Below are 25349 nucleotides of genomic sequence, written 5' to 3'. Positions count from 1 at the left end.
AGGTCGTCCGGCCGGGGGTCCGGCCCGCGGCGGAGCCACTGTGGGGCGCAGTGCCCTCCGGGAAGATGCAGCATTACGTGTGCCTCGCGGTCTGGTAGTTCGGACGGGCGTGTATGCCTCTTCGCGGAACTCGCTTGCTACCGCGCTCTGTTGAGGGTCTGCAGAGCGGACTTCAGCAATTGGCCCACCTGGGGAGCCCCTTCGGACGCCTCCGCCTGCGGTGCGACGGCCGAGACCGCCTCGTCGGCCTCCCTTGTCGCGTACCCGAGTCCGATGAGCGCGGCGTGCAACTGCTCGCGCCAGCCGGTGGAGACGGGCGTACCGACGGCCGGGCGGCCCGTGCCGAGAGGTTCGCCGAGGCGGTCCTTGAGCTCCAGGAGGAGTTTTTGGGCGCCCTTCTTGCCGATGCCCGGGACAGCCATGAGCGCCTTCTCGTCACCGGTGGAGATCGCGCGGCGCAGGTCGTCCGGGCCGTGCACGGCGAGCATCGCCTGGGCGAGCCGCGGGCCGACACCGCTCGCGGTCTGCAGCAGCTCGAAGGTCTGGCGCTCGTCGTCGTCCACGAATCCGTACAGGGTCAGCGAATCCTCCCGTACGACGAGGGACGTGGCGAGTTTCGCCTCCTTGCCCATGCGGAGTCCGGACAGCGTGCCCGGCGTGCACTGGACGGAGATGCCGATGCCGCCCACTTCGACCACCGCGGAGTCGGGAGCGAGGGCGGCGACCGGGCCGCTGACGAAGGCGATCATCGGGGGGCCTTTCGGGCGAGTGACTGAGCCTGCTGCCGGGCCTGTCGGGCCCGGGCCTGGGCCTCGCGGGCCTGGGCGTGGGCCTGTTGCAGACGGTTGGTGGCCGGGGCACGCCAGATGTGACAGATGGCGAGCGCGAGGGCGTCGGCGGCATCGGCGGGCTTCGGGGGCGCGTCGAGCCGCAGCAGGCGGGTGACCATGGCGCCGACTTGGGCCTTGTCGGCCCGGCCGCTGCCGGTCACGGCCGCCTTGACCTCGCTGGGGGTGTGCAGGGCTACGGGCAGTCCGCGACGGGACGCGCAGAGCATGGCGACAGCGCTGGCCTGGGCGGTGCCCATGACCGTCCGTACGTTGTGCTGGCTGAACACCCGCTCCACGGCGACGCATTCGGGCCGGTGCTCGTCGATCCACTCCTCGATGCCCTGCTCGATGGCGACGAGGCGGTGGCCGACATCGGCGTCCGAGGACGTCCGTACGACCCCGACGCCGAGCATCGTCAAGGGGCGCCCGGCGACACCCTCGACGACACCGACGCCGCATCGGGTCAGCCCTGGGTCCACACCCAGTACGCGCATCCAGCCCCCCCTTCTTTGCGGCTAAACCGCCGCCGCTCTCGCGGACCTGGTTGAGCACCATCGGTGTTTCTCAATTGATGGTTACGGTCCGTGGACGGTGATCTTTTGAATGACGCCAGGCTATCCGCTGCCACCGACAACAGCGGCGGGCCGGTGGGAGATGTCCCACCGGCCCGCCGAAACCTGCGGCGCTCGCGGCAGCGCTACGCGCTCGCCTTCTCCATGACCTCGTCGCTGACGTCGAAGTTGGCGAAGACGTTCTGCACGTCGTCGCTGTCCTCCAGGGCGTCGATCAGCTTGAAGATCTTCTTGGCGCCCTCTTCGTCCAGCTCGACCTGCATGGTCGGGACGAAGTTGGCCTCTGCGGAGTCGTAGTCGATGCCGGCGTCCTGGAGGGCGGTGCGGACCGCGACCAGGTCGGTGGCCTCGCTGAGCACCTCGAAGGACTCGCCCAGGTCGTTGACCTCCTCGGCGCCCGCCTCGAGTACGGCACCCAGGACGTCGTCCTCGGACAGCTCGCCCTTGGGGACGATGACGACGCCCTTGCGGTTGAAGAGGTACGAGACCGAGCCGGGGTCGGCCATCGAGCCGCCGTTACGGGTCATGGCGACGCGTACGTCGGAGGCGGCGCGGTTGCGGTTGTCGGTGAGGCACTCGATGAGCACCGCGACACCGTTCGGACCGTAACCCTCGTACATGATGGTCTCGTAGTCGGCGCCGCCGGCCTCGAGACCACCACCGCGCTTGATCGCGGAATCGATGTTCTTGTTCGGGACCGACGACTTCTTCGCCTTCTGCACGGCGTCGTACAGCGTCGGATTGCCGTCCAGGTCCACGCCGCCCATGCGCGCCGCGACCTCGATGTTCTTGATCAGCTTCGCGAAGAGCTTGCCGCGCTTGGCGTCGATCACGGCCTTCTTGTGCTTCGTCGTGGCCCATTTAGAGTGGCCGGACATCTGCCTGTCTCCTTCGCGTAACCCATCTCTGTCCGAACGGCAGAGATCCTACAAGGACTCCGCTGTACGGTCCGCGCGCACCATGTCGACAAACAGACCGTGCACGCGGTGGTCGCCGGTGAGTTCCGGGTGGAACGACGTGGCGAGCGCGTTGCCCTGGCGTACGGCGACGATGTGGCCGTCGTGCTCGGCGAGCACCTCGGCCTCGGCCCCGACGGACTCGACCCAGGGGGCGCGGATGAAAACGCCCTCTACAGGATCGCCTTCGACGCCCTTCACGTCGACGGCCGCTTCGAAGGATTCGTTCTGCCGTCCGAAGGCGTTGCGGCGCACGATCATGTCGATGCCGCCGATGGTCTCCTGGCCCGAGCGCGGGTCGAGGATCTTGTCGGCGAGCATGATCATGCCGGCGCAGGTGCCGTAGACGGGCATTCCGGCCCGCACGCGCGCGCGGAGGGGCTCCATCACTCCGAAGAGGACGGCCAGTTTGGAGATGGTGGTCGACTCGCCGCCAGGGATGATCAGTCCGTCGACCTCGGCGAGCTCCTCGGGGCGCCGCACCGCCCTGGCCTCGGCATCGGCCGCGGACAGGGCGATGAGGTGCTCCCGTACGTCGCCTTGGAGGGCCAGGACACCTATGACGGGTGCTTCAGTCATGGGTGCTTACCAGCCGCGGTTCGCGTAGCGCTCGGCCTCGGGGAGGGTGTCGCAGTTGATGCCGACCATGGCCTCGCCCAGGTTGCGGGAGGCGTCCGCGATGATCTTGGGGTCGTCGTAGAAGGTGGTGGCCTTCACGATGGCGGCGGCGCGCTTGGCCGGGTCGCCCGACTTGAAGATGCCTGAGCCGACGAAGACGCCTTCGGCGCCGAGCTGGCGCATCAGGGCGGCGTCGGCGGGAGTGGCGACACCGCCGGCCGAGAACAGCACCACGGGGAGCTTGCCGAGTGCGGCGACCTCCTTGACGAGCTCGTACGGGGCGCGGAGGTCCTTGGCGGCGGCGTACAGCTCGTTGTTGTCGTAGCCCTTGAGGCGGGCGATCTCGTTCTTGATCTGGCGCAGGTGGCGGACGGCCTCGACGACGTTGCCCGTGCCGGCCTCGCCCTTGGAGCGGATCATGGCCGCGCCCTCGGCTATGCGGCGCAGGGCCTCGCCGAGGTTGGTGGCGCCGCAGACGAACGGCGTGGTGAAGGCCCACTTGTCGGAGTGGTTGACCTCGTCGGCCGGGGTGAGGACCTCGGACTCGTCGATGTAGTCGACGCCGAGGGACTGCAGGACCTGGGCCTCCACGAAGTGGCCGATCCGCGACTTGGCCATCACCGGGATGGACACGGCCTCGATGATGCCCTCGATCATGTCCGGGTCGGACATCCGGGCCACGCCGCCGTCCTTGCGGATGTCCGCCGGGACCCGCTCCAGGGCCATGACGGCGACGGCGCCCGCGTCCTCGGCGATCTTCGCCTGCTCAGGCGTGACGACGTCCATGATCACGCCGCCCTTGAGCTGCTCGGCCATTCCGCGCTTCACGCGCGCGGTGCCGGTTTCGGGGGCCTGGGCGGAATTGGAGAGCGTGCTCGACACGGGTTGACCTCACTCGCTGAAAGAGGGTTTCTGCAAACACCGAGGAAACGCGAGGGGACCAGGCCACTGCAAGGGCCAATGGGGAGCGGGTGGCATGATTTCGCCCCCGCCGCCCCTACCCGTCCCGTCCCGGGACTCCGCCCCGGGCCCCGCTGGGGGCTGCGCCCCCAGACCCCCATCGGCCTGACGGCCTCGTCCTCGAACGCCGGACGGGCTGAAAATCAGCCCCCTCGGGAGGGGTAGGGGCGGCGGGGCGAAACCCAGGTGCCAAACCCGCGCCTAGCCCGAGCGATCGGCCAAGGCCGCCGGAGGCTCGTCGTCCATTTCGAAGGCCAGCGGGAATGGTGCGTGGCCGGCCAGCCGGAACCAGCGGACCTTGCGGTGGCGGCGCAGGGCGCGGGCGGCGCGTACGGCGTCGTTGTGGAAGCGGCGGGCCATCGGCACCCGGCGTACCGCCTGGGCGAGCTCGCGGGCGGCCTCCTCGCCGCCGGGGGCCTCGCGTACCGCCTCGACCTGCTGCGCCTCCCCGAAGACGGCCCGCAACGCCTGGCTGAGGTCGCTCTCGGCGACCTCCCGCTGCTCCTCCTCGGCCTGCCGAGCCGCATGCGCCGCCTCGTAGAGGACGATCGAGGCGGCCGGATCGAGCACGCCGGAAGTGGCCAGTTCCTGTGCGACCGACGCACGCCGCAGGAGTTGCGCGTCGAGGGCGGCGCGCGCGGCGTCGATCCGGACGTGCAGCCGGTCGAGTCGGCCCGCGGTCCAGCTCAAGTAGAGGCCGATCGCCACAAGGGCGACCACGATCCAGATCAGGGTGAAGGTCACGGGCGCACAGGCTACCGGTGCCGGACCAGGCCTCCGGTGCGGCCCGGGGCCGCACGCGGATCACCGGGATCGGCTGAGTGCGTCACCCGTCCCGACCACCGCGAAGTGCATGGTGATCGTGTGCTCGGGCACGGCCTCCACTAGGTTGTCCAGCCCCTCCCCGATCCCGCGCCACCGCGTACAGCCGGATGCGCTCCTGAGGCGTGTGCGCGGGAAACGTCGCCCATCCCTGACGGGCCGACTGCGCGCCGATCTCGGCTGCGAACACTACCGGGCCCGCAGCTCCTCCTCGGCCGTCAGAGGCGTCGTGGCGCCCTCCTGCGGCACTTCCCGCACGTTGCGCAGCTCTCCCGCACCAGACGCCCCGCTCAGTCCCGGGCCAGCCCGAACCGCGCCCGCAACCCGCTGCGTTCGTCGGCGGCGACCGCGGCGGCTCCGTCCGTGACCGTCTCGTACACGGAGAGGATGTCCGCCCCGACCGTCGACCAGTCGAAGCGCCGGACATGCGCGCTGCCCCGCTCACGAAGCTCCGCGCGGCGCCCGGAGTCGCCGAGCAGTCGTACCGCGGAGGCCGCCAGCGCGTCCGCGTCCTCGTTGGCGAACAGTTCGCCCGCCGCGCCCTGGTCGAGGACCTGCGCGAAGGCGTCGAGGTCGGAGGCGAGGACGGGCGCGCCCGCCGACATGGCCTCGACGAGGATGATCCCGAAGCTCTCCCCACCGGTGTTGGGGGCGACGTACAGGTCGACGCTGCGCAGGAACCGCGCCTTGTCCTCGTCGCTGATCATGCCGAGGAACTCGACGCGTGCACGCAGCTCCTTGGGCAGTGACTCGACGGCCTCCTTCTCGTCACCGCGGCCGGCCACCAGAAGACGCGTCCCCGGCCGTTCGGCGAGGATCTTCGGGAGGGCCTTCATGAGGACCGGCAGGCCCTTGCGGGGCTCGTCGATGCGGCCGATGAAGCCGATCGTCTCCCCCTGCCACTCGGCCTTGGGCTCGACTTTCGCGAAGAAGTCGACGTCGACGCCGTTCGGGATGACGACCGCGTCGCCGCCCAGGTGCTCGACGAGCGTGCGCCGTGCGTATTCGCTCACGGCGATCCGTGCGCTGATCTTCTCGAGGGCCGCCTGGAGGATCGAGTACGCGGCGACCATCGCCCGCGAGCGCGGGTTGGACGTGTGGAAGGTCGCGACGATGGGGCCCTGTGCGGCCCAGCAGGCCAGCAGGCCGAGCGACGGCGAGGCCGGCTCATGGATGTGGATCACGTCGAAGGTGCCGTCGTGCAGCCAGCGCCTGACCCTCGCGGCGGACAGGAAGCCGAAGTTGAGCCGGGCCACCGACCCGTTGTACGGCACCGGAACCGCGCGGCCCGCCGACACGACGTACGGCGGCAGGGGTGTCTCGTCGTCCGCCGGGGCGAGGACGGACACCTCGTGCCCGAGGCGGATGAGGTGCTCCGCCAGATCGCGGATGTGGAACTGGACGCCGCCGGGCACGTCCCAGGAGTACGGACAGACGATGCCGATCCTCACGGGCGCTCCCCGTCGGACAGCTCGGGGCGGGGTTCCAGGTCAGCGAGCCACAAGCGCTGGAGCATGTGCCAGTCCTCCGGATGGTCGGCGATGCCGGTGGCGAAGGCGTCTGCCAGCGCCTGCGTCATGACAGACGTCTTCTCGGCCCGGGTACCTGTCTCGGGGACATCAACCGGAGGATGCACACGGCCCCGCATCACGGGCGAGTCGTCGTACCAGAGCGTCACCGGCAGCAGCAGGGCGCCGGTCTGCTGGGCGAGCAGCGACGGGCCCGCGGGCATCCGTGTCGTCTCACCGAAGAACTTCACCTCGACTCCGGAGGCGGACAGGTCGCGGTCCGCGACCAGGCAGACCAGCCCGCCGTCGCGCAGCCTGCGGGCCAGCGTGCCGAACGCGGAGCCGCCCTCGTGCGCGAGCACCTCCATGCCCAGGCCCTCGCGATAGGCGACGAAACGGTCGTACAGCGTCTCCGGCTTGAGCCGCTCGGCGACCGTGGTGAAGGGAATCTCCAGCTTGGTGGTGACCCAGGCGCCGGCGAGGTCCCAGTTGCCCAGGTGCGGCAGCGCGAGGATGACGCCCTTGCCGGATGCGAGCCCGTCGGTCAGGTAGTGCAGGTCCTGGGGGATGAAGCCGCTCGCGATACGCTCCCTGCTCCAGGCCGGCAGCCGGAAAGACTCCATCCAGTAGCGCAGATACGAGCGCATGCCCGCCTTGGAGAGCTCGGCGAGCCGCTGGGGGGTCGCGTCGGGCACCACGCGCGCGTAATTGGATTCCAGACGGCGTATCCCCTTGCCGCGCCGCTTCCAGGCGATGTCGGCGATGGTCCTGCCGAGCCGTTCGGCCACGGGCTCGGGGAGCTTCTTGACTGTGCTCCAGCCCAGGGCGTACGCGCCGTCCGTCAGCCGTTCCCGCACACCGCTCACGATGTGGCCTCGCTGCTCTGTGAGCTGGTCTTTGAGCTGTCCTGCGAGTTGTCCTGCGAGTTGTCCTGTGGGGCGCTCTCCGGACCCTGTTCCCGGCCGTTGTCCTGGCCGCCCGGCCGGTCGCCTTCCTGGCCGGTCGCGGCATCCGCCTCCGCGGACTCCCTGCGTACCGTGACGACCCGCTGGATCAGCGTGACGACGCTGCCGACGGCGACGATCCACAGGGCGATGGGCAGCAGCACATGGATACCGGGTACCCCGAACGTCTCGAAGCCCGCAAGACCGGCCGCGACCAACGAGATCACCAGGCGCTCGGCCCGCTCGACGAGGCCGTTGACGGCGACGGGCAGGCCGATCGATTCGCCACGGGCCTTGGTGTACGAGACCACCTGGCCGCTGGCCAGGCAGAAGATCGAGACCGCGCACAGGATGTTGTCGTCACCGCTCCCCGCGTACCAGAGCGCGAAGCCGCCGAAGATCGCGCTGTCGGCGACCCGGTCGAGGGTCGAGTCCAGGAAGGCGCCCCAGCGGCTGGAGCGGCCCATCTGGCGGGCCATGTTGCCGTCGACGAGGTCCGAGAACACGAACAGCGTGATGACGATCGTGCCCCAGAAGAACTCGCCCCTGGGGAAGAAGACCAGCGCGCCCGCGACCACTCCCGCCGTGCCCAGGAGCGTGACCGTGTCGGGGCTGACGCCGCGGCGGATCAAAAACGCGGCGAACGGTGTGAGAACACGCGTGAAGAATGCACGCGCGTACTTGTTCAGCATGGCCTTCCCGAGGGTCGGTGTGGCCGCGCGGCCCCTGCTGGCCACCGGCTGGCCCATCGTAGCCACGCGCGCGCGTGGACGGCGGGCGGGACCCTGAGCGCACGATCACGTCCTTTGTATGGACGCGCCGTAACCTGAGTGGAAAGCTCGAAAGGACCGCGGGCGTCACCGGAGCCGCCAACCGCACGCGGCACGCGGGTCCGCATGTCCGCGCCCACACATGACCTCACCGTGCACGGGAGGCAAGGCCATGGGCGACAAGGCGAACGCACACCCCGGAGCCGCCGGCAGGGCTACGGCGGCCGACCACCCCGCGTCCGTACGGAATGTGGTGCTGGTCGGCCACAGCGGATCGGGCAAGACGACTCTGGTGGAAGCTCTCGCACTGACAGCGGGAGCGGTGAACAGGGCGGGCCGCGTGGAGGACGGCGGCACCGTCTCCGACTACGACGAGATCGAGCACCGGCAGCAACGGTCGGTACAGCTCTCCCTGGTGCCCGTCGAATGGGGCGGGTACAAGGTCAATGTTCTGGACACTCCCGGATACGCCGACTTCGTCGGGGAGTTGAGGGCCGGTCTGCGAGCAGCGGACGCGGCCCTTTTCGTCGTCTCGGCCTCGGACGGGGTGGACGGCTCGACCCGCATGGTGTGGGAGGAGTGCGCGGCGGTCGGTATGCCACGGGCCATCGTGATCACCCACCTCGAAGCGGCCAGAGCCGATTTCGACGAGATGACGCGGACCTGCGCGGAGGCTTTCGGCGCCGACGACCCGGACGCCGTACTGCCCCTGTATCTGCCGCTCCACGGAGCGCCGGGCCCTGACGGGCACGCGCCCGTGACGGGCCTGATCGGGCTGCTCTCGCAGAAACTGTTCGACTACTCCTCCGGAGAGCGCAAGGAGTCCGAACCGGGTCCCGACCAGCTGCCGCTCATCGAGGAGGCCCGCAACCGGCTGATCGAGGGCATCATCTCCGAGAGCGAGGACGAGACCCTCATGGACCGCTATCTCGGCGGCGAGGAGATCGACTTCAAGACGCTGGTGGAGGACCTGGAGCGTGCTGTGGCGCGTGGGGTCTTCTTCCCGGTGCTGGCTGCCGCACCCGCGGCCGACGGCGCCCGTCAGGGCCTGGGCACGGTCGAGCTGCTGGAGCTCATCACCGGCGGCTTCCCGACCCCGCTGGAGCCCGAGGCACCCACGGTCACCACTCCGGAAGGCAAACCACGCGAGATCAAGGCCTGCGACCCGGACGGGCCGCTGGTCGCCGAGGTCGTGAAGACGGCGAGCGACCCCTACGTGGGCCGGATCTCCCTCGTCCGCGTCTTCTCGGGCACCCTGCGGCCCGACCAGACGGTGCACGTCTCGGGGCACGGGCTGGCCGATCGCGGGCACGAGGACCACGATGTCGACGAGCGCATCGGCGCCCTGTCCGCACCGTTCGGCAAGCAGCAGCGCACCCTCTCGCACGCCATCGCGGGCGATATGGCGTGTGTGGCCAAGCTGAACCGCGCGGAGACCGGCGACACGCTCTCGGCCAAGGACGACCCGCTGCTCATGGAGCCGTGGGAGATGCCCGACCCGCTGCTGCCGCTGGCCATCCACGCGCACAGCAAGGCGGACGAGGACAAGCTCTCGCAGGGCCTGAGCCGGCTGGTCGCCGAGGACCCCACGATGCGCCTGGAACAGAACCAGGACACCCACCAGGTGGTCCTGTGGTGCCTCGGCGAGGCCCACGCCGACGTCGCCCTGGAGCGGCTGCGCAGCCGGTACGGCGTCCAGGTCGATGTCGTACCGCACAAGGTCTCCCTACGGGAGACGTTCGCCGCCAAGTCGGCCGGCCGCGGCCGTCATGTGAAGCAGTCCGGCGGGCATGGGCAGTACGCGATCTGCGAGATCGAGGTCGAGCCGCTGCCCGGCGGCTCCGGCATCGAGTTCGTCGACAAGGTCGTCGGGGGGGCCGTGCCGAGGCAGTTCATCCCGTCCGTGGAGAAGGGCGTGCGCGCCCAGGCCGCCAAGGGTGTGGCCGCCGGCTATCCGCTCATCGACGTACGGGTGACGCTGCTCGACGGCAAGGCGCACTCGGTGGACTCCTCGGACGCCGCGTTCCAGACCGCCGGCGCGCTCGCCCTGCGTGAGGCCGCCGCCGACGCGAAGATCCATCTCCTGGAGCCGGTCGCCGAGGTGACGGTCCTGGTCGGCGACGACTACGTGGGCGCCGTGATGAGCGATCTGTCGGGGCGGCGCGGCCGGGTCGTGGGCACCGAGCAGGCGGGCGGCGGGCGGACGCTCATACGGGCCGAGGTCCCCGAGATCGAGATCGACCGGTACGCGGTCGATCTGCGCTCCCTCTCTCACGGCACCGCACGGTTCAGCCGGCGTTACGCGCGGCACGAGCCGATGCCGGCTCAGCTGGCCGAGAAGATCCGCGAACAGGCCCAGGACTCCCCCTAGTTGATCTCTCGTAGTGTCGGCGGGCAGCTTGGGCTGTCCGCCGACGATTGTCGGTCCCGGCGGCTACTCTGAGAACCTGATCAAGACGACGACCTGATCAACAGGTGTGCGGAGTACGGAAGTCGGGAAAAGCCGCAGCAGCGGAGCAAGGCGGCGATGGGGGCGGTCAGTGGCGGACGACGGATTCGATTTCAGGCCCGGGGCACAGATTCCGCTCCAGGGTGCCGCGGGACAGACGGCGGCGACGTTCGCCCTGGCCTCGGCGGCGTACCGCGACGACCCCGTCGAGAAGATCCTCGAAGCGAACAGCGAGTGGCACAAGTCGACCGTCAAGCCGGGACTCAAGTGGGCGACGATCTGCAAGCCGAACCTGGGTGAGGCGTTCGCCCGCGCCGTGCAGCTGAGGATGCTGGGCGGTGCGCGCAAGCCGCTCATCCAGTCGTTCGGCACGGAGCCGCAGGTCATCGTCGAGCACTGCCTGGCGGCGAACCGCATCCGCAAGGAGCGGGACAGCTGGCTCACCGCCGTGATGGTGCTGACCGGTCTGATCTTCCTGCCCGGTCTGCTGGTCTGGCTGCTGGTCTTCCAGATCCGCCGGACGATCGACAAGACCACCAACAAGCGTGCCTCCGCCCTCGCCACGGCCCTTCTGATCGGTGTGGCCGCCCTCGCCGTGATCTTCCTGATCCGGATGCCGTTCACCGGCTTCTGGGCCTGGTATGCGCGCGCGGCGGTCGTCGCGCCCGTCCTCGGCTGGTTCTGGGCGCGGCAGATCTGCGAGCGTACGGCGAAGGACATGCGCGAGCGCTGGGCCAGTCTGCTGGCCGGCGGCGGCATAGGCGCCAAGATCCCCGAGGCGGTGCCAGGCAGTCCCGGTGAGACCGCGGCCGAGCGGCTGCGCCAGGGGCTGGCCCGGCTCACCGCCGAGCAGCAGTCCAACTCCGTGTTCTACGCGGGCCCCAAGGGCATACTCGGCATGGGTACGCGCTGGGGCAGCTGGCACCTCGCCGAGGACCTGGTGCCGGCAGACGCCGACAAGGAGATCCACCCCTTCCGCAGCTGGGACGTCATACGCTCGATCCACGACCAGCTGCGCATGCTGGAGCGCGGGCCGCTCAACACCGGTGGCTTCCCGAAGCCTTCGATACGGCACTGGGTGGTCACACCGATCGGGGAGAACGCCGCGGAGGTGTCCCGGCCGGGGGGTACGGACGTTGACGCGTACCAGATCAAGAACCACGCCATTCAGGACATCTGCAACAAGCAGCAGTTCGGCAGCGGCGACCGGCACTACCTCGGGGTCCAGTGGACGCTCTGGGACGGCCAGTTGATCATCACCATGCTGATCACCGTGACCGTGCTGCACGAGACCTTGCGGATCGAGGTCACCGGTCATGCCCTGGGACCCGTGCACTCCCTGTTCACCTCGAAGCCCGCGGCCAAGACGAAGGAAGTCGCCAAGACGGTCAAGTTCTGGGAGACGACGGAGCGGAAGCTGCCGCTGGTCGAGACGGACGAGGTGGTACGGCTCGCGGTGCGCGCCCCCTTCACCTGGTATCCGCCGATCCTCGACTGGCTGGGCGGCAAGCTGGTCCTCCCCGAGCCCTTCGGCCTGCGCCACGCCTGGGCCGACAAGCCCTGGCGCCACCGCTTCATGGCAGACGACGCCCTGCGCGCCGCGACGCCCATCCTCCGCGTGGTCCACGCCGCGGCCATCCGCGTCCTCGACGAGAACGGCGTGAACACCGAAAAGTTCGGCACCCGCTCAGCGTTCCTGAGCACCCAGGTCCAGGACGCGGCCCCCAGCAAGGCGGACGTCTACGACGCGTAGGCCTCCGGCGGTTCAGCGGGGGTGGGTGCCCGGAGACAAGGATGCTCCTGTGGCGACCAGTGGCAGCCCCGCGCCCTTCAGGGGCGCGGGGACTGCGCGACCAGCCACAACGGACCCGCAGCTTCGAACCGCATTCCAAGCGGAGCGCTCAGGCCGCCGTAGGCCACGCCTCCGCGAGCATCTTGCGGGTGTCCGCAAGGAGTTGAGGCAGGATCCTGGTGTGCCCGACGACCGGCATGAAGTTCGTGTCGCCGCCCCACCGAGGCACGACATGCTGGTGAAGGTGAGCGGCGATCCCCGCGCCCGCGACCCCACCCTGGTTCATGCCGATATTGAACCCATGCGCCCCCGAAGCGGAGCGCAACGCAGCCATCGCCTGCTTCGTCAGCTCGGCGAGCTCCGCGGTCTCCTCAGCGGTCAGCTCGGTGTAGTCAGCTACGTGCCGGTACGGCACGACCATCAGGTGACCGCCGTTGTACGGGTACAGGTTGAGCACCGCGTAGACCTGCTCACCCCGCTTGATGACGAGCCCGTCCTCGTCGGAATTGGCCGGGATCGAGCAGAACGGGCAGCCGTCGTCGGCACCAGGGCCGCTGGGCTTGTTCTCCCCCTGGATGTACGCCATCCGATGGGGCGTCCACAAGCGCTGGAACGCGTCCTGCGTCCCCACCCCGATCTGCTGCTCCGGCTCACTCGTCATGTGGTGCAGCATATGGCTTCACACACCATGCACGGCAAAGGCCCCTGGGGAAAACCCGGGGGCCAAAGCGCCGCTGTGGCAGGGCCACGATCACACCTGGACCCGGCGCTCCACCACGTCCACGAGCTTCGCCAGTGCCTCGTCCCGGGGAATGCCGTTCTCCTGTGAACCGTCGCGATACCGGAACGACACGGTCCCCGCGTTCATGTCGTCGTCGCCGACGATGATCATGAAAGGAACCTTCAGCTTCTGCTGCGTACGGATCTTCTTCTGCATCCGGTCGGACGAGGCGTCCACCTCGACCCGCAGCCCCTTCTGCTTCGCTTCGGCAGCGAACGTCTCCAGGTACTCGACGTGTGCGTCGCCCACCGGGATACCGACCGCCTGCACCGGAGCCAGCCACGCCGGGAACGCACCCGCGTAGTGCTCGAGCAGTACCGCGAAGAACCGCTCGATCGAGCCGAACAGCGCGCGGTGGATCATGACCGGACGCTGCTTGGAACCGTCGGGCGAGGTGTACTCCAGCTCGAAGCGCTCCGGCAGGTTGAAGTCGAGCTGGATCGTCGACATCTGCCAGGTGCGGCCGATCGCGTCCTTTGCCTGGACGGAGATCTTCGGCCCGTAGAAGGCGGCGCCACCCGGGTCCGGAACCAGCGGCAGTCCCTGCTTCTCGGCGACCTGGGCCAGCGTCTCGGTCGCTTCCTCCCACGCCGCCTCCGAGCCGACGAACTTCTCCGGATCCTTGGTCGACAGCTCCAGATAGAAGTCGGTCAGACCGTAGTCCCGCAGCAGATCGAGGACGAAAGTGAGCAGCTTGTCGAGCTCCTCGGACATCTGCTCGCGCGTGCAGTAGATGTGCGCGTCGTCCTGGGTGAAGCCGCGGGCCCGGGTCAGGCCGTGCACCACACCCGACTTCTCGTAGCGGTAGACCGTACCGAACTCGAAGAGCCTCAAGGGCAGTTCACGATACGACCGCCCACGCGCGTCGAAGATCAGGTTGTGCATCGGGCAGTTCATGGGCTTGAGGTAGTAGTCCACGCCGTGGTCGAGCTGCATGGGCGGGTACATACCGTCCGCGTACCAGTCCAGGTGCCCCGAGGTCTCGAAGAGCTTCCCCTTCGTCGCGTGCGGGGTGTAGACGAACTCGTAGCCCGCCTCCTCGTGGCGGCGCCGCGAGTAGTCCTCCATCACCCGACGGATGATGCCGCCCTTGGGATGGAAGACGGCGAGGCCGGAGCCGATCTGCTCGGGGATCGAGAAAAGGTCCAGCTCGGAGCCCAGCTTGCGGTGGTCGCGCTTCTCGGCCTCGGCGAGGAACTCGAGGTGCGCCTTCAGCTCGTCCTTGGACGGCCAGGCGGTGCCGTAGATGCGCTGGAGCATGGGGTTCTTCTCGCTGCCGCGCCAGTACGCGGCGGCGTTGCGCATCAGCTTGAACGCCGGGATGTTCCGGGTGGTCGGCAGGTGCGGACCCCGGCAGAGGTCCTTCCAGCACAGGTCACCGGTCTTGGCGTCGATGTTGTCGTAGATGGTCAGCTCGCCGGCACCCACCTCGACGTCCGCGCCGTCGTCGGACGAAGCCGAGCCCTTCAGCCCGATGAGCTCCAGCTTGTACGGCTCGGAGGCCAGCTCCTCACGCGCGGCCTCGTCTGTCACCACACGCCGCGAGAAGCGCTGGCCACGCTTCTGGATCTCCTGCATCTTCTTCTCGATGGCCTTGAGATCCTCGGGCGTGAACGGCTTCTCCACGTCGAAGTCGTAGTAGAAGCCGTCCTTGACCGGCGGGCCGATGCCCAGCTTGGCCTCGGGGAAGAGCTCCTGCACGGCCTGCGCCATGACGTGCGCGGTGGAGTGGCGCAGGATGTTCAGACCGTCCTCGGAGGAGATCTCGACGCCCTCGACGGTCTCGCCGTCCTTCACCTCGTACGCGAGGTCTTTCAGCTCGCCGGCCACGCGTGCGGCGACGATGATGCGCTCTCCGGCGAACAGATCGGCGGCCGTAGTGCCCGTCGTCACCACGCGCTCTTCCCGCTCGGAATCGCGTTGGATGATCACACGGACGTCTGACACCGGTCTCTCCTGACTGCAAGGGGCACGCGGATCTTTGATTACGCGTGCAATAGACAAGGGCGATCGTACCGAGCCCAGGGCACCCCTTGCGAAACGGTTAGGTCTGCCCCGCCGTCCCCCGTCTCAGTCCCCGCCGCACGCCTCCTCAAAGAAAGCCGTGATCTCCGCCGTCTCCTGCAGCGACTTCATCAGCCGGTCCCGCTCCGCGTCGTCCACCTGCACGGGCACGACCCCGGACGCCCCGGTCAGCCGCCGGAAGCCGCCCCGGCTCTCCAGCCGCCCGTGCACCCGTACCGGCAGCCCCACCAGATGGGCATGGCCCGCGATCCGGTACGCCTCCTCGTCGAGCGTCATCCGTACGTGTGGGACCTCGGCGCCCGCGATGACCCGCAGCCGTACGGTGCCGTCACCGCGCGGCGCCGACCTGCGCATCCGTACGACCGTGCCCGTGAGCCGCACCGCCACGGACGGCTCGTCGCGCAGGTAGCGGGCGCCGGCCTCCCGCAGCACGGGCAGGTCGCCGGGTGAGAACTCGACGGGTTCGGCGGGTGTCGCGCAGCCCTCGGGGACTCCGGCGGCGGGTGCCCACTCGACGGCGATCCGAGCGCCCTCGGTGCCCTTCACGAGGGTGACGAGAGCCTCTGTGAGCTCATGGCTGACGCCCGCTTCGACGGCGCCGTCGAAGGCGTCCATGCCGCCGGTGGCGCGTTGGTAGTCGATGGCCTCGCGGGCCGCGTACACCGCCTGGTGGAGCCGGACGGCGAGCGGCCGTCCGGTGGCGACGGGCACCAAGGCGGTCAGTTGCCGGCCGCCGGGCGCGGCTGAGACGAGCACGTCCTCCAGGGACGCGGCGGCGGGCCTGCGGTGGCGGGCGCCGTAATAGCCCGCACGCGCGCGTACGGCGAGGGCGCCCGCAAGGAGCATCTGGCGGGCTGCCTTGCGCAGTTGCTCCTCGACGGTCCAGGGCGTGGCGCCCACGGGCCCGGTGGGCACATCGCGCCACCAGCGAATCTCGTCGCTGGGCACGGCGAGGCCGACCAGGACGTCACGCGCGGAGGGCAAGCCGCTGCGCGAAAGCGCGACCAGGGCCTCGCCGAGGAGGTCCTCGCTGTCGGGGAAGGCCCGGCTCTCCGGCACGAGCAGGCTGGTGCCGGCGCCGCCGGGCCCGGGCGGGGTCCAGCGGCCGTACCGTCCGGGGGCTCCGCCGCGGCGCTGCCAGCCGTGCCGGTGCAGCAGCGCGCTGAGGACGGCGGGGTCGACCCGGTCGGGCCTGGGCGGCCGGTCCCACTGGCCCGTCGGCTCCACTGGGTGGGGCCTGGCTGATCGTGCCGGTTCGTCGGTCGGGCGGTGCGTCACGGTCTGCCTCCCGTTCCGACCCGCGTCATGATCTCGCAGAGCGCCCGGTCGTCGAAGATGCGCGAGGTCGGTATTCGCACGGTGGTCCTGCGCCGGCCGGTGATGCGATGTCCGGCGAGGTTGGTCCAGTAGCAGCAGTGCCGCAGATCGAGCCGGTCGTGGCTGGCGCGCAGCCAGTCGTCCTGGGATCTGGGCACGAGCATCACTACCAGGATCTTGTGCACCGAGACCGGGCTGCGGGCGAGCTTCTCCAGGTGGGCGTTGTCGAGCGTGAAGGAGAAGGCCGGGCCCGGGGGGTTCGGCGGGATCTGGTACGTGCACTTGAGCTGCACCTTGATGGTGACTTCGTCGTCGACCGTGTGGCCGGGGGCGCTGTGGCTGACGTGCCAGTCGATGCCGTTGTCCGGAAAGGGCTGGGACAGGGAGCAGCCCGCGGCCGCTGCGACCGCGTGCAGATAGCCGACCTGCAGTGTCTCCATGCAGGCGGTGGTGGCGAGTGTGCCGCGATGCGGTGGTGTCCGCTGAGGCAGCAGCCCGCCCTGTTCGGGCTGCGCGATGGCCATTTCCAACAGCCTTCCGAAACCGGTGAATCCCCGCGACGGGCCGCTGAACTGCAAAGACCCGTATCTCTGTTGTCTCCTTCCGGCGTACGCCGCAAACAGCACGGGTATCACCGAATCGGGGCAGAGGGCGGCGCGGACGGTGCGTCAACTGCCGAGGGTGAATGAGGAGTTGCGTGCGTATGACGTGCTGGTACGAAGGTCCACTGGCCGCGTTCGACACCGAGACGACCGGTGTGGACGTGGAGACCGACCGGATCGTGTCGGCCGCCGTCGTCGTCCAGGACGCTTCCGGGGGCCGGCCGCGGGTGAGCCGCTGGCTGGTCAATCCGGGCGTTCCGGTGCCCGAAGAGGCAACGGCGGTACACGGTCTGACGGAGGATCACCTGCAGCACAACGGCCGCTGGCCGTCGCCGGTGATGGACGAGATAGTCAGGGAGCTGGCCGAGCAGAGCGCGGCGGGTCGCCCGCTCGTGGTGATGAACGCGCCGTTCGATCTGACGCTGCTCGACCGGGAGTTGCGTCGGCATCGGGCGTCGTCGCTGGACCACTGGTTCGAGACCGTGCCGCTGCGCGTGCTCGATCCGCGGGTCCTCGACAAACACCTGGACCGCTACCGCAAGGGCCGCCGCACGCTGACCGACCTGTGCGCGCACTACGGCGTGGAGCTGACGGGCGCCCATGACGCGGCGGCCGACGCGCAGGCCGCGATGGATGTCGTACGCGCGGTGGGGCGGCGTTTCGCGGCCCGCCTGGAACGGCTCTCGCCGGCCGAACTGCACACGCTGCAGGCGGTGTGGCACGCGGCGCAGGCCCGCGGCCTGGAGGCGTGGTTCGCACGCAGCGGCACAGAGGAGGCGGTCGATCCGGCATGGCCTCTGCGTCCGGAGCTCCCGGCGGCGGCGTAAGACGTGGAACAGGTCCTGGCATAAGCCCTGACATGCGAAAAACCGGTCCGTCTGTGACGGACCGGCTGTCTCCGGGTGGGCGATACTGGGTTCGAACCAGTGACCTCTTCGGTGTGAACGAAGCGCTCTCCCACTGAGCTAATCGCCCAGGAACGCACTGAACCATACAGGTCGAGCGGGGTTCTCATCAAACCTGTTGATGGTTCGCGCGCAGGTACGCGGCCAGCCCGCGCCGCCCCGCCCGCATCATCAGCGCGTGGTTGGCGCGGAACGCCGGCCGTCCGGGCAGGGCGAGGCGCCGGAGCAGGGGCTTCGTCACGTGGACTTCCTGGTCGTAGCGGGCGCGCGTGCCCGGCCCCTGCGAGGTGAGCGTCCAGCGTGCCCAGCCGTCCAGGTCGCCCGTCATCGCGATCTCCAGGACCCCGGCCGCCCGGTCGCGGCGTACCTCTCGCGCGGTGAACACCAGGTCGTACGGGAGCAGTGAGCGGATACGGATGATCCCGCTGTGGTCGTCGATCCGCGTCACCTCACGCACCTGCGGCCACCATCTGGGGTAATTCTCGGCGTCGGCCAGCACGTCGTAGACGTCGTCGGCCGATGCGCCGAGAACCCACAGGCTGCGGAAGCGGTAGTGCGTCCAGTCCATGGCCCGAGTCTGCCCTCTGAGCCGGTGGTTGCCTCCCGCACTCGCCGGTCGTTGCGCGCGGCGAGTGCGGGAGGAGTTGGGGAGGTGGTGCTAGGCGACGGTCATGACGGAATCTTGTCGCCGACCAACGCCAGGTTCTGGATCGCCGCCAGCCCGTACAGCGCCGTCGCGTTGGTGGACACCCACGCCGCCTCGCTGCCGGGCACCAGCCCGGTCGGGCCCTCGATCTTCTTCGTGGACCAGTCGGTGGACTCCTTGTAGTCCCAGGTGTCGGCGCTGTTGTAGAACTGCCGCCACGCCCGCGCGGCCAGCTTGTCGTCCTTCAACTGCACGGCGGCGTACGCGTCCTGCCGCGCATGGCCCTGGAAGAGCAGCAGGGAACCGAAGTCGGAGCCGTAACGGGCCTTCTGCTCGGCCTTCGTGGCGTTGAAGTAGCGGCAGTAGTCGAGCCACGCCTCCTTGAATTTCGGCATGTCGATCTGGTCGATGAGCTCGGCGTTCAGCTCGACCAGGCCGAACATCGCCGACAGGTGCGAGACGCTGACCTTGGCCTCCTTGGCGACGGCGAACTTCCCGGTGTCCAGGTCGTACAGCGCATTGCCCTGAACGAAGCCGTTGGGCTGGGCGGCGATGGTCTCCATCGTGGACAGGACGCGTGCCTTGGCCTTCTCCCACTTGGGGCCGCGCCGCTCCCACTCGGTGAGCCATGCGGAGACGAGGCCGCTCCAGTCGGTGCCGAAGCCGATGGAGAGGGCGTTGCGGTCGGGTGTGTAGGGCTCGGTGCGGATCTTGCGGATGGGGTCGAGCACGAGGAACGTCTCGTCGGAGTCGACATTGGCGTGCATGAGGTCGCCGACGCGTTCGTCCGCGGTGAGGAAGTAGTAGTAGCGGCGGTAGGTGGTGTTGGCGATGCGCTGCTGCTTGGCGCTGTCCGCGTAGTGCTGGACGCCGTGGCGGGTGCCGAGGCCCGCCCACTTGCCGAGGTGGTAGACGTCGACCTCGCCGGTGTGCCGTGTCATGGCCTCGGCGAAGCGGAAGATGTCGGCGCGGCCGGAGCGCATGTACGCGAACCAGAGCCACAGGTCGGGCGAGAGCTCGGAGTTGTCCCAGGCGTAGCCGCCGACGTCGTAACACCACTGGCGGCGGCTGGGGTCGTAGCTGTGCATGATGTCGCCGTAGTCCCAGAAGCCGTACCAACGGCGCATCTCCACCTGATCCTTGTAATAGGTGAAGAGGAAGTCGAGGTGGTCCTCGATCTTCGCCTTGGCGGCCGTGGAGCGGTCCGGCTCGGCGAACAGCTTGCCGAAGACGCCTGCCTTGATGAGCTGCCCCGGCGGGGCGGCGAGCTGCGGCGGAGTGCGTACGGCTTCGACCTGCTGGGCCATCGCCTCGGCGCTCGGCGTGGACTCGTGGGCCCAGAAAAGGAGTTCGCTGGTGCGGGCGATGCCGTAGGGCGTGCCGAAGCCGGGCTCGTAGTCCTCGTAGGTGATGTTGAGGCCTTCGAGCTGTTCGGGGTACGTGTCCTGGCCCATGCCGTCGTGGTAGAAGCGCAGGTCCATGGGCTGTGCCTCGGGCGACCAGAGCCAGAGCGTGACCTCGGCCTCGTCGGTCTGGGCGTCGCGGATGTCGAGCTGGGCGGGAAACTTCTCCCAGAAGTCCCTGAGGCCGAAGGCGAATCCACCGCTCGCGCCGCCGACGTACCCGAAGCCGCTCGCCCGACGGCCGCCGCCTGCGGGGATCCAGCCGTGGCCCTTCTTGGTGCGCTTGCGGACGCCGAAGCCGTCGGCCGAGAGCTGCGAGAGGGTGTAGTCACCCCACTCGGGGATGTATTGCAGCCGGGTGGTCACCCGCTGGTCCCAGGTGGACGGGTCGGGCAGCTTCTTGCCCTCGAACTGGGCCGTCCGCACCGCCGCCCCCGGGTCGCGCCGCAACCCGGTGATGCCCTTGACCGCCTCGCGCAGCAGACCGGTGCCCTCGCCGCCGATGCGGATGTGCCGGTCGTACGCGGCGTCCCGCATCGGCACCTTGAAGCGCACACCGATGCCGCGGATGAAGTCGCCGCTCGCCTTGCCGGGCTCCTGCTTCCCGTCGAACGTGATCGTGTGCACCATGCGGAACGACTCGGCGCCCGCATAGAAGTAGAGGCGGATCGAGAACGGCAGCCAACTCCGGCCGCCCTTACGGTGCTTGCCGTCGACGCGGACCACGGCACGTACTGGCCCGTCCTGCTCGACCTCGACCTCGCCGATGACGCTCTCGAACCGCTCGTACTTCTCCGTGCCCTGGTCGCCGTCCTCGATCTCGGGCTGGCGCAGCAGTACGAGCCGGCCGTCCTTGGCGATCTCGGTGGAGCCGCGGGCGACGGACTTGACGAGCGTGGAGCCGCTCTTGCCGATCTTCGCGGTGATGACACCGGTCGATACGTCGATGGTGCCGCCGCTCTTGTCGACGGTGACCTTCTTCTCGGGCGCCGCGGGCGCACCGGCGGCGAGCGTCAGCTTCCCGGCGCCGACTCCGGCCCCGACCGCGTGCGCGGTCCACTTGAGCGAGCCGTCCGGCCAGTAGCCGATGGGCCAGGACTGGACCGGCACCTCCTTGCCGTCTGCGTCCTTCAGCGCGAACGTCTGGTCCTTCTCGTACGCGCCCTTCGGCCAGGGCACGCCCACGGTGGAACCGGGGGCGGCGCCGAGGCCTCCCTCCTCGAGCCAGTCCAGGGTCACCGGGTCGGCGTCGCCCGGCTCGGCTCTGGGCGCGGCCTGCGCGTCCTGGGTGCCCAAGGCCCAGCTGAACTGGGCGGCGGCGCCGGCGACTGCTGCGGCCTTCAGGAGGGACCTGCGGGGGATGGGAGACATGGCCTTTCCTTTCCGTGCGGGGAAGTCAGGGGCATGACAGAGAGAGGTACGACGCCGGGGCGTCGACCTTGTTTGAGCTGCGGCCGCTCAGCGGCGTCGGCCGCGCGCCTCCACGGCAAGAGCCGCCGCCGCGACGGCCCCCAGGACGGGGACCGCCAGCGGCACGACGAACCAGGCGGAGCAGGCCACCACGACCAGTCCGCCGACGAGCAGAAAGGACCCGGCGGGATCGAGGACGGTACGGCGCCCGGCGGCCCCGAGCAGCACCCGCCACGACGCATCGGGCTCCCAGACCGCCGCCGCTCGCATTCCGGCGACGACCAGTCCGATCAGGGCGAACAGCCCGACGGCGCCGACGAGCGGCCCACCGGGGATCCCGGCCCGTACGGCATGCACATCCACCCAGACCGCGACGGCCGCGACCCAGCCGGCGACGCCGACGACCCACCCGTGGCGCACGGCCGCCCGGAAGTCGGCGACGAACTCCCGCCAGCCGCCGCCCTGGTGGTCCGTACGCCGCCGCAGATGCCGCGCCCCGGCGGCGAAAGCGGCGGGGTAGGTGACCAGGGGCAGCGAAGCCACCGCGATCCATACACCCGTCAGCAGACACTCGGCGAAGAGCGCGAACCGCTCGGCGAAGACGGACTCCCGCGGCGTACCGCGCGTCTTGGCAGATGCCTGGCTCATCCTGCGCACCTCAGCCCTTCAGACCGGACGTCGCCATACCGTCGATCAGATAGCGCTGGAAGGCGAGGAAGAAGGCGAGGACGGGCAGTAGCGCGACGAGCGACATAGCGATCATGCCGCCGTAGTTGGCCACGCCCTCCTGGTCCACGAACATCTTCAGCCCCAGGGAGACCGTGTACTTGCTGGGCTCGTTGAGGTAGATCAGCGGTCCCATGAAGTCGTTCCAGGAGTTGATGAAGGTGAAGATCGCACTGGTGATCAAGGCCGGCCGGCACAGCGGCAGCACGATCGACCAGTAGATGCGCAGGTGCCCGCAGCCGTCGAGACGGGCCGCCTCATCGAGCTCCTTGGGCAGGTTGCGCATGAACTGCACCATCAGGAAGACGAAGAACGCCTCGATGGCGAGGTACTTGCCGAGCAGAAGTGGGGTGTACGTGTTGATCATGTCCATGTTGCGGAACAGCACGTACTGCGGGATGAGCAGCACGTGATACGGCAACAGGAGGGTGCCGATCATCAGCGTGAACAGCAGATTGCGGCCCGCGAACCGGATCCTCGCGAAGGCGTACGCCGTCAACGAGCAGGACGCCACGATCCCTATCACCGAACCCACCGCGAGGAGGAGCGAGTTGAAGAAGAACGTGGAGATCGAGATGTCCGCGATGCCGTCGGCGAGGCTCGTGTAATTGGAGATGATCGGGTCGCCCGGGAAGAGATCCAGGCTGCCGACGACGTTCTCGCTCCGCTTGAAGGACCCGCCGACGACCCAGACCACCGGGTACAGGATGACTGCGAGGATCACCAGGGACCCGACGTGCCAGGCAAGCGAACCGGGCAGCCTGCGGCGGAAGTTGCCCGCCTTGGTGGAACGGGCCGGAGTGATGTCGGTGGCCGGTGCGCTCATCGGGCGCCCTCCTCGTAGTGCACCCAGCGCTTCTGGGACCAGAACAGCACCGCCGTCACCAGGGCGACCGCGACGAGCAGCATCCAGGCCATGGCGGAGGCCAGCCCCATCCGGCTGTTCTCGAAGCCCTGAACGTAGAGGTAACAGGTATAGACCATTGAGCCGTCCGCAGGGCCACAGGCATTGCCGCCGGCGCCGCCGCCGACGATGTACGCCGAGCTGAATATCTGGAAGGAATGGATCGTCTCCAGCAGGACGTTGAAGAAGAGCACCGGGGAGATCATCGGCAGGGTGATGTTCCAGAACCGGCGGAGCTTGCCCGCCCCGTCGACTTCTGCCGCCTCGTACAGCTCGCGCGGGACCTGCTTGAGACCGGCGAGGAAGATGACCATCGGGGCGCCGAACTGCCAGACGGTGAGCGCCACCAGGCTGTAGATGATCATGTCCGGGTTGCCGGTCCAGCCTCCGACGTCGATGCCGAAGATCTTCTGTGTACGGTCGACGATCGCGTCGTCCGAGAAGATCGCCTTCCAGACGATCGCGACGGAGACGCTCGCCCCGATCAGCGACGGCGCGTAGAAGGCGGCCCGGTAGAAGGCCTGGCCGCGCCGACTCTGGGCCAGGAGCAGGGCGACGCCGAGGGCCAGGAGCAGCTTGAGCGGCGTGCCGACGACGACGTACCACAGCGTGACCCGCACCGAGTGCCGCCAGCGCGGGTCGCCGAACATCTCCGAGAAGTTGTCGAGGCCGATCCACTTGGGCGCGTCGAACAGGTTGTAGTCGGTGAAGGCGAAGTAGAGCGAGGCGGCCATAGGGCCCGCTGTCAGCAGCAGGAAACCGGCGATCCAGGGGGACATGAAGAGATAGCCGGCCAGGTTCTCCCGGCGCCGCCGCCGCTTGAGGGCGGCGGAGCGCTCGGGCTTCACCGGACCGTGCCGCGGCTCGGAGCCCTTGGTCAGGTCCTCCATCGCAGGGGCGTGCGTCACGGTGGTTCCCATCAGCCGGTGAGAGCCGTCTTCGACTCGGTGAAGAACTGTTTGACGGCGTCGGCCACCGACCGCTCACCCAGGCCCAGTTCCTCGCCGATGCGCAGGAACGCGGACTCGCAGATGTCCGCGCCGTTCGGGTGCGGGGTGATGGGCTCCAGGACGCCCGCCGCGACGAGGGACTCTTCGTACTCGGCGATCGCCTTGTTGACCGGGTCGGCCGGCTTGAACGCGTCGTACTGGGCCTGCGTCGCGGGCACACCGCGGTCGTAGCCCATGATCTTGGCGACTTCGGGGTCGTGCACCATGAAGTCGATGAACTGGGCGACCTCCTTGGGGTGCTGGGTGCGCTTGGAAGCGCTGAGCATCAGGGAGCCGAGGTACTGGCCGGTCTTCTTGCCGTCCGTGGTGGGGATGGGCGCCAGGCCGTACTCACTCTTGCCCTCGGCGGTGTAGCGGACTGTGAAGTTGTCCCAGGTGAACTCGCCGCCGGCGATTTCACCGGAGACCGCCGACTTGGGCTTGATCTGGATGACCTTCTTCTGGTCGGCGTAAAGACCTTGCTTGACCCGCCGCTCAGCCTTGGTCCACCAGTCCGTCAGATCCGCCTCGGTGAAGCCGAGTCCGTCCTCGGTGAAGAACGCCTTGCCGTTCTGACGCAGGAAGAGGTCGTAGAGGTACATGACGTTGTACGGGCCGGTGTCTCCCGCGCGCCCCGCCTTGTCGCGGATCTTCTGCAACGCCTCGTGATAGTCGTCCCAGGTCCAGCCCTGTTCCGGCGTCACGCCCGCCTTGGTGTAGACGGGCTTGTCGATGACAAGGGCCATCGAGTTGGAGCCGACCGGTACGCCGAGGAGCTTTCCGTCGATCTCGCCGAACTTCTCCAGGCCGGCACGGAAGCCGTCCATGGAGAGGTTGCCCGCCTTGACCTGCTCACTAAGGTCGAGCAGCACATTCTTCGCATCGTATTTGCGCAGGAATCCGACGGCATTCTGGAAAACGTCCGGCGGATTGCCGCCGGAGGCCTGGGTGTTGAATTTCTTCCAGAAGTCGGTGTACGGCTGGAAGTCCGTTTTCACCTTGATCTTCGGGTACTTCTTCTCGAAGAGCGCAATGGTCTTGTTGATGCGCTGGGCCCGGTCTTCAGCGCCCCACCACGCGTAACGGATCGTCACCGTCCCGTCTCCGGCACCGCTGCCGCCCCCACAGGCCGTCGCCGTGGCCCCCAGCCCCAGCGCGGCCAGCGAGGCTCCCCCCGCCTTAAGGATCGTTCGCCTCTCAACATTTCTGTCCTGCTGCATGGTTGAGCCTCCCCGCGACGATGCGTCCGCCCCATGAATCGTTTCAAGTAAGCGCTTGCCGCCACAAGTTACGGAGGCCCTCCGGGCGCGTCAATGACCCGGGCAGGAATTGATGTGGCCGGGGTCGCTCGCGCGACGGCGCGAACGGGGCTGGGCGGGCAGGGGCGTTGGAAGAGGGTGCAGGTGGGGTGGGGTGGGGT

The 25349-nt window shown here is 68.9% G+C and carries 22 protein-coding genes and 1 tRNA gene; 3 read left to right on the top strand and 20 right to left on the bottom strand.

The window, feature by feature from the left end; genetic code table 11:
* Window positions 1–137: 137 nt before the first annotated feature.
* The 9 genes from ruvA to pgsA all read right to left on the bottom strand — a co-directional run bounded on the left by ruvA (window position 138) and on the right by pgsA (window position 7959).
* Entirely contained in the window at window positions 138–749 is a 612-nt protein-coding gene (gene ruvA, locus ABD357_RS06295) for a Holliday junction branch migration protein RuvA (RefSeq protein ID WP_344388055.1), read from the bottom strand.
* On the bottom strand, window positions 746–1324 hold the full coding sequence (ruvC, locus tag ABD357_RS06290) for a crossover junction endodeoxyribonuclease RuvC (RefSeq protein ID WP_344388054.1): 579 nt from the start codon (window positions 1322–1324) through the stop codon (window positions 746–748). Before ruvC ends, ruvA begins: the two co-directional genes overlap by 4 nt.
* A gap of 203 nt (window positions 1325–1527) precedes the next feature.
* Window positions 1528–2280: a YebC/PmpR family DNA-binding transcriptional regulator gene (locus ABD357_RS06285; protein ID WP_033324912.1), complete on the bottom strand. Its 753-nt coding sequence runs from the start codon at window positions 2278–2280 to the stop codon at window positions 1528–1530.
* 48 nt (window positions 2281–2328) lie between these two features.
* Complete coding sequence (gene pdxT, locus ABD357_RS06280; protein ID WP_344388053.1) at window positions 2329–2937, bottom strand: pyridoxal 5'-phosphate synthase glutaminase subunit PdxT; 609 nt, start codon at window positions 2935–2937, stop codon at window positions 2329–2331.
* A 6-nt stretch (window positions 2938–2943) separates the two neighbouring features.
* Window positions 2944–3858 carry a pyridoxal 5'-phosphate synthase lyase subunit PdxS gene (pdxS, locus tag ABD357_RS06275; RefSeq protein ID WP_344388052.1) on the bottom strand — a complete coding sequence of 305 codons (915 nt, stop codon included), beginning with the start codon at window positions 3856–3858 and terminating at the stop codon, window positions 2944–2946.
* Window positions 3859–4137: 279 nt separating this feature from the next.
* The gene (locus ABD357_RS06270; protein WP_344388051.1) at window positions 4138–4680 is read right to left on the bottom strand and encodes a LemA family protein; all 543 of its coding nucleotides are present in this window, start codon (window positions 4678–4680) and stop codon (window positions 4138–4140) included.
* A gap of 368 nt (window positions 4681–5048) precedes the next feature.
* Window positions 5049–6209 (bottom strand): glycosyltransferase family 4 protein, encoded by a 1161-nt coding sequence (locus tag ABD357_RS06265; RefSeq protein WP_344388050.1) that lies wholly within the window; start codon window positions 6207–6209, stop codon window positions 5049–5051.
* Window positions 6206–7132, bottom strand: coding sequence for a phosphatidylinositol mannoside acyltransferase (locus tag ABD357_RS06260; protein WP_344388047.1), 927 nt, complete (start codon window positions 7130–7132; stop codon window positions 6206–6208). Before ABD357_RS06260 ends, ABD357_RS06265 begins: the two co-directional genes overlap by 4 nt.
* Window positions 7129–7959 carry a phosphatidylinositol phosphate synthase gene (gene pgsA / locus ABD357_RS06255; RefSeq protein WP_344388230.1) on the bottom strand — a complete coding sequence of 277 codons (831 nt, stop codon included), beginning with the start codon at window positions 7957–7959 and terminating at the stop codon, window positions 7129–7131. The genes ABD357_RS06260 and pgsA overlap by 4 nt, the downstream gene beginning before the upstream one ends.
* A gap of 193 nt (window positions 7960–8152) precedes the next feature.
* Between pgsA and ABD357_RS06250 the strand changes: the two genes are divergently transcribed.
* Both ABD357_RS06250 and ABD357_RS06245 read left to right on the top strand, forming a co-directional pair.
* Entirely contained in the window at window positions 8153–10351 is a 2199-nt protein-coding gene (locus ABD357_RS06250) for an elongation factor G-like protein EF-G2 (RefSeq protein ID WP_344388046.1), read from the top strand.
* 169 nt (window positions 10352–10520) lie between these two features.
* Window positions 10521–12182, top strand: coding sequence for a hypothetical protein (locus ABD357_RS06245; RefSeq protein WP_425584751.1), 1662 nt, complete (start codon window positions 10521–10523; stop codon window positions 12180–12182).
* A 148-nt stretch (window positions 12183–12330) separates the two neighbouring features.
* Here ABD357_RS06245 and ABD357_RS06240 read toward each other — a convergent pair whose 3' ends face one another.
* The 4 genes from ABD357_RS06240 to ABD357_RS06225 form a co-directional block, all read right to left on the bottom strand.
* Complete coding sequence (locus ABD357_RS06240; protein ID WP_344388045.1) at window positions 12331–12894, bottom strand: HIT family protein; 564 nt, start codon at window positions 12892–12894, stop codon at window positions 12331–12333.
* A gap of 78 nt (window positions 12895–12972) precedes the next feature.
* Entirely contained in the window at window positions 12973–14949 is a 1977-nt protein-coding gene (thrS, locus tag ABD357_RS06235) for a threonine--tRNA ligase (protein WP_344388043.1), read from the bottom strand.
* A gap of 123 nt (window positions 14950–15072) precedes the next feature.
* Window positions 15073–16305 carry a hypothetical protein gene (locus ABD357_RS06230; RefSeq protein ID WP_344388041.1) on the bottom strand — a complete coding sequence of 411 codons (1233 nt, stop codon included), beginning with the start codon at window positions 16303–16305 and terminating at the stop codon, window positions 15073–15075.
* Window positions 16302–16868 (bottom strand): DUF4365 domain-containing protein, encoded by a 567-nt coding sequence (locus ABD357_RS06225; protein WP_344388040.1) that lies wholly within the window; start codon window positions 16866–16868, stop codon window positions 16302–16304. Before ABD357_RS06225 ends, ABD357_RS06230 begins: the two co-directional genes overlap by 4 nt.
* A 179-nt stretch (window positions 16869–17047) precedes the next feature.
* On the opposite strand from ABD357_RS06225, the gene ABD357_RS06220 reads away from it, so the two are divergent.
* Window positions 17048–17773, top strand: a complete 726-nt coding sequence (locus ABD357_RS06220; RefSeq protein ID WP_344388039.1) for a 3'-5' exonuclease — start codon at window positions 17048–17050, stop codon at window positions 17771–17773.
* Window positions 17774–17849: 76 nt separating this feature from the next.
* Here the strand turns inward: ABD357_RS06220 and ABD357_RS06215 are convergent.
* The 7 genes from ABD357_RS06215 to ABD357_RS06185 form a co-directional block, all read right to left on the bottom strand.
* Window positions 17850–17921: transfer RNA gene (locus ABD357_RS06215), tRNA-Val, on the bottom strand.
* 39 nt (window positions 17922–17960) lie between these two features.
* Window positions 17961–18419 (bottom strand): SRPBCC family protein, encoded by a 459-nt coding sequence (locus tag ABD357_RS06210; protein WP_344388038.1) that lies wholly within the window; start codon window positions 18417–18419, stop codon window positions 17961–17963.
* A gap of 101 nt (window positions 18420–18520) precedes the next feature.
* Window positions 18521–21271 carry an exo-rhamnogalacturonan lyase family protein gene (locus tag ABD357_RS06205; RefSeq protein ID WP_344388037.1) on the bottom strand — a complete coding sequence of 917 codons (2751 nt, stop codon included), beginning with the start codon at window positions 21269–21271 and terminating at the stop codon, window positions 18521–18523.
* A gap of 87 nt (window positions 21272–21358) precedes the next feature.
* Window positions 21359–21958 (bottom strand): hypothetical protein, encoded by a 600-nt coding sequence (locus ABD357_RS06200; RefSeq protein ID WP_344388036.1) that lies wholly within the window; start codon window positions 21956–21958, stop codon window positions 21359–21361.
* Window positions 21959–21968: 10 nt separating this feature from the next.
* Window positions 21969–22862 carry a carbohydrate ABC transporter permease gene (locus ABD357_RS06195; RefSeq protein WP_344388035.1) on the bottom strand — a complete coding sequence of 298 codons (894 nt, stop codon included), beginning with the start codon at window positions 22860–22862 and terminating at the stop codon, window positions 21969–21971.
* Complete coding sequence (locus ABD357_RS06190; RefSeq protein WP_344388034.1) at window positions 22859–23860, bottom strand: carbohydrate ABC transporter permease; 1002 nt, start codon at window positions 23858–23860, stop codon at window positions 22859–22861. Before ABD357_RS06190 ends, ABD357_RS06195 begins: the two co-directional genes overlap by 4 nt.
* Window positions 23860–25149: an ABC transporter substrate-binding protein gene (locus ABD357_RS06185; RefSeq protein WP_344388033.1), complete on the bottom strand. Its 1290-nt coding sequence runs from the start codon at window positions 25147–25149 to the stop codon at window positions 23860–23862. Before ABD357_RS06185 ends, ABD357_RS06190 begins: the two co-directional genes overlap by 1 nt.
* Window positions 25150–25349 lie beyond the last annotated feature (200 nt).

The organism is Streptomyces vastus (assembly GCF_039532825.1).
Lineage (GTDB): Bacteria > Actinomycetota > Actinomycetes > Streptomycetales > Streptomycetaceae > Streptomyces > Streptomyces vastus.
Note: the sequence above shows the minus strand (reverse complement) of the source record. Positions and strands in the feature narration are given on the sequence as shown.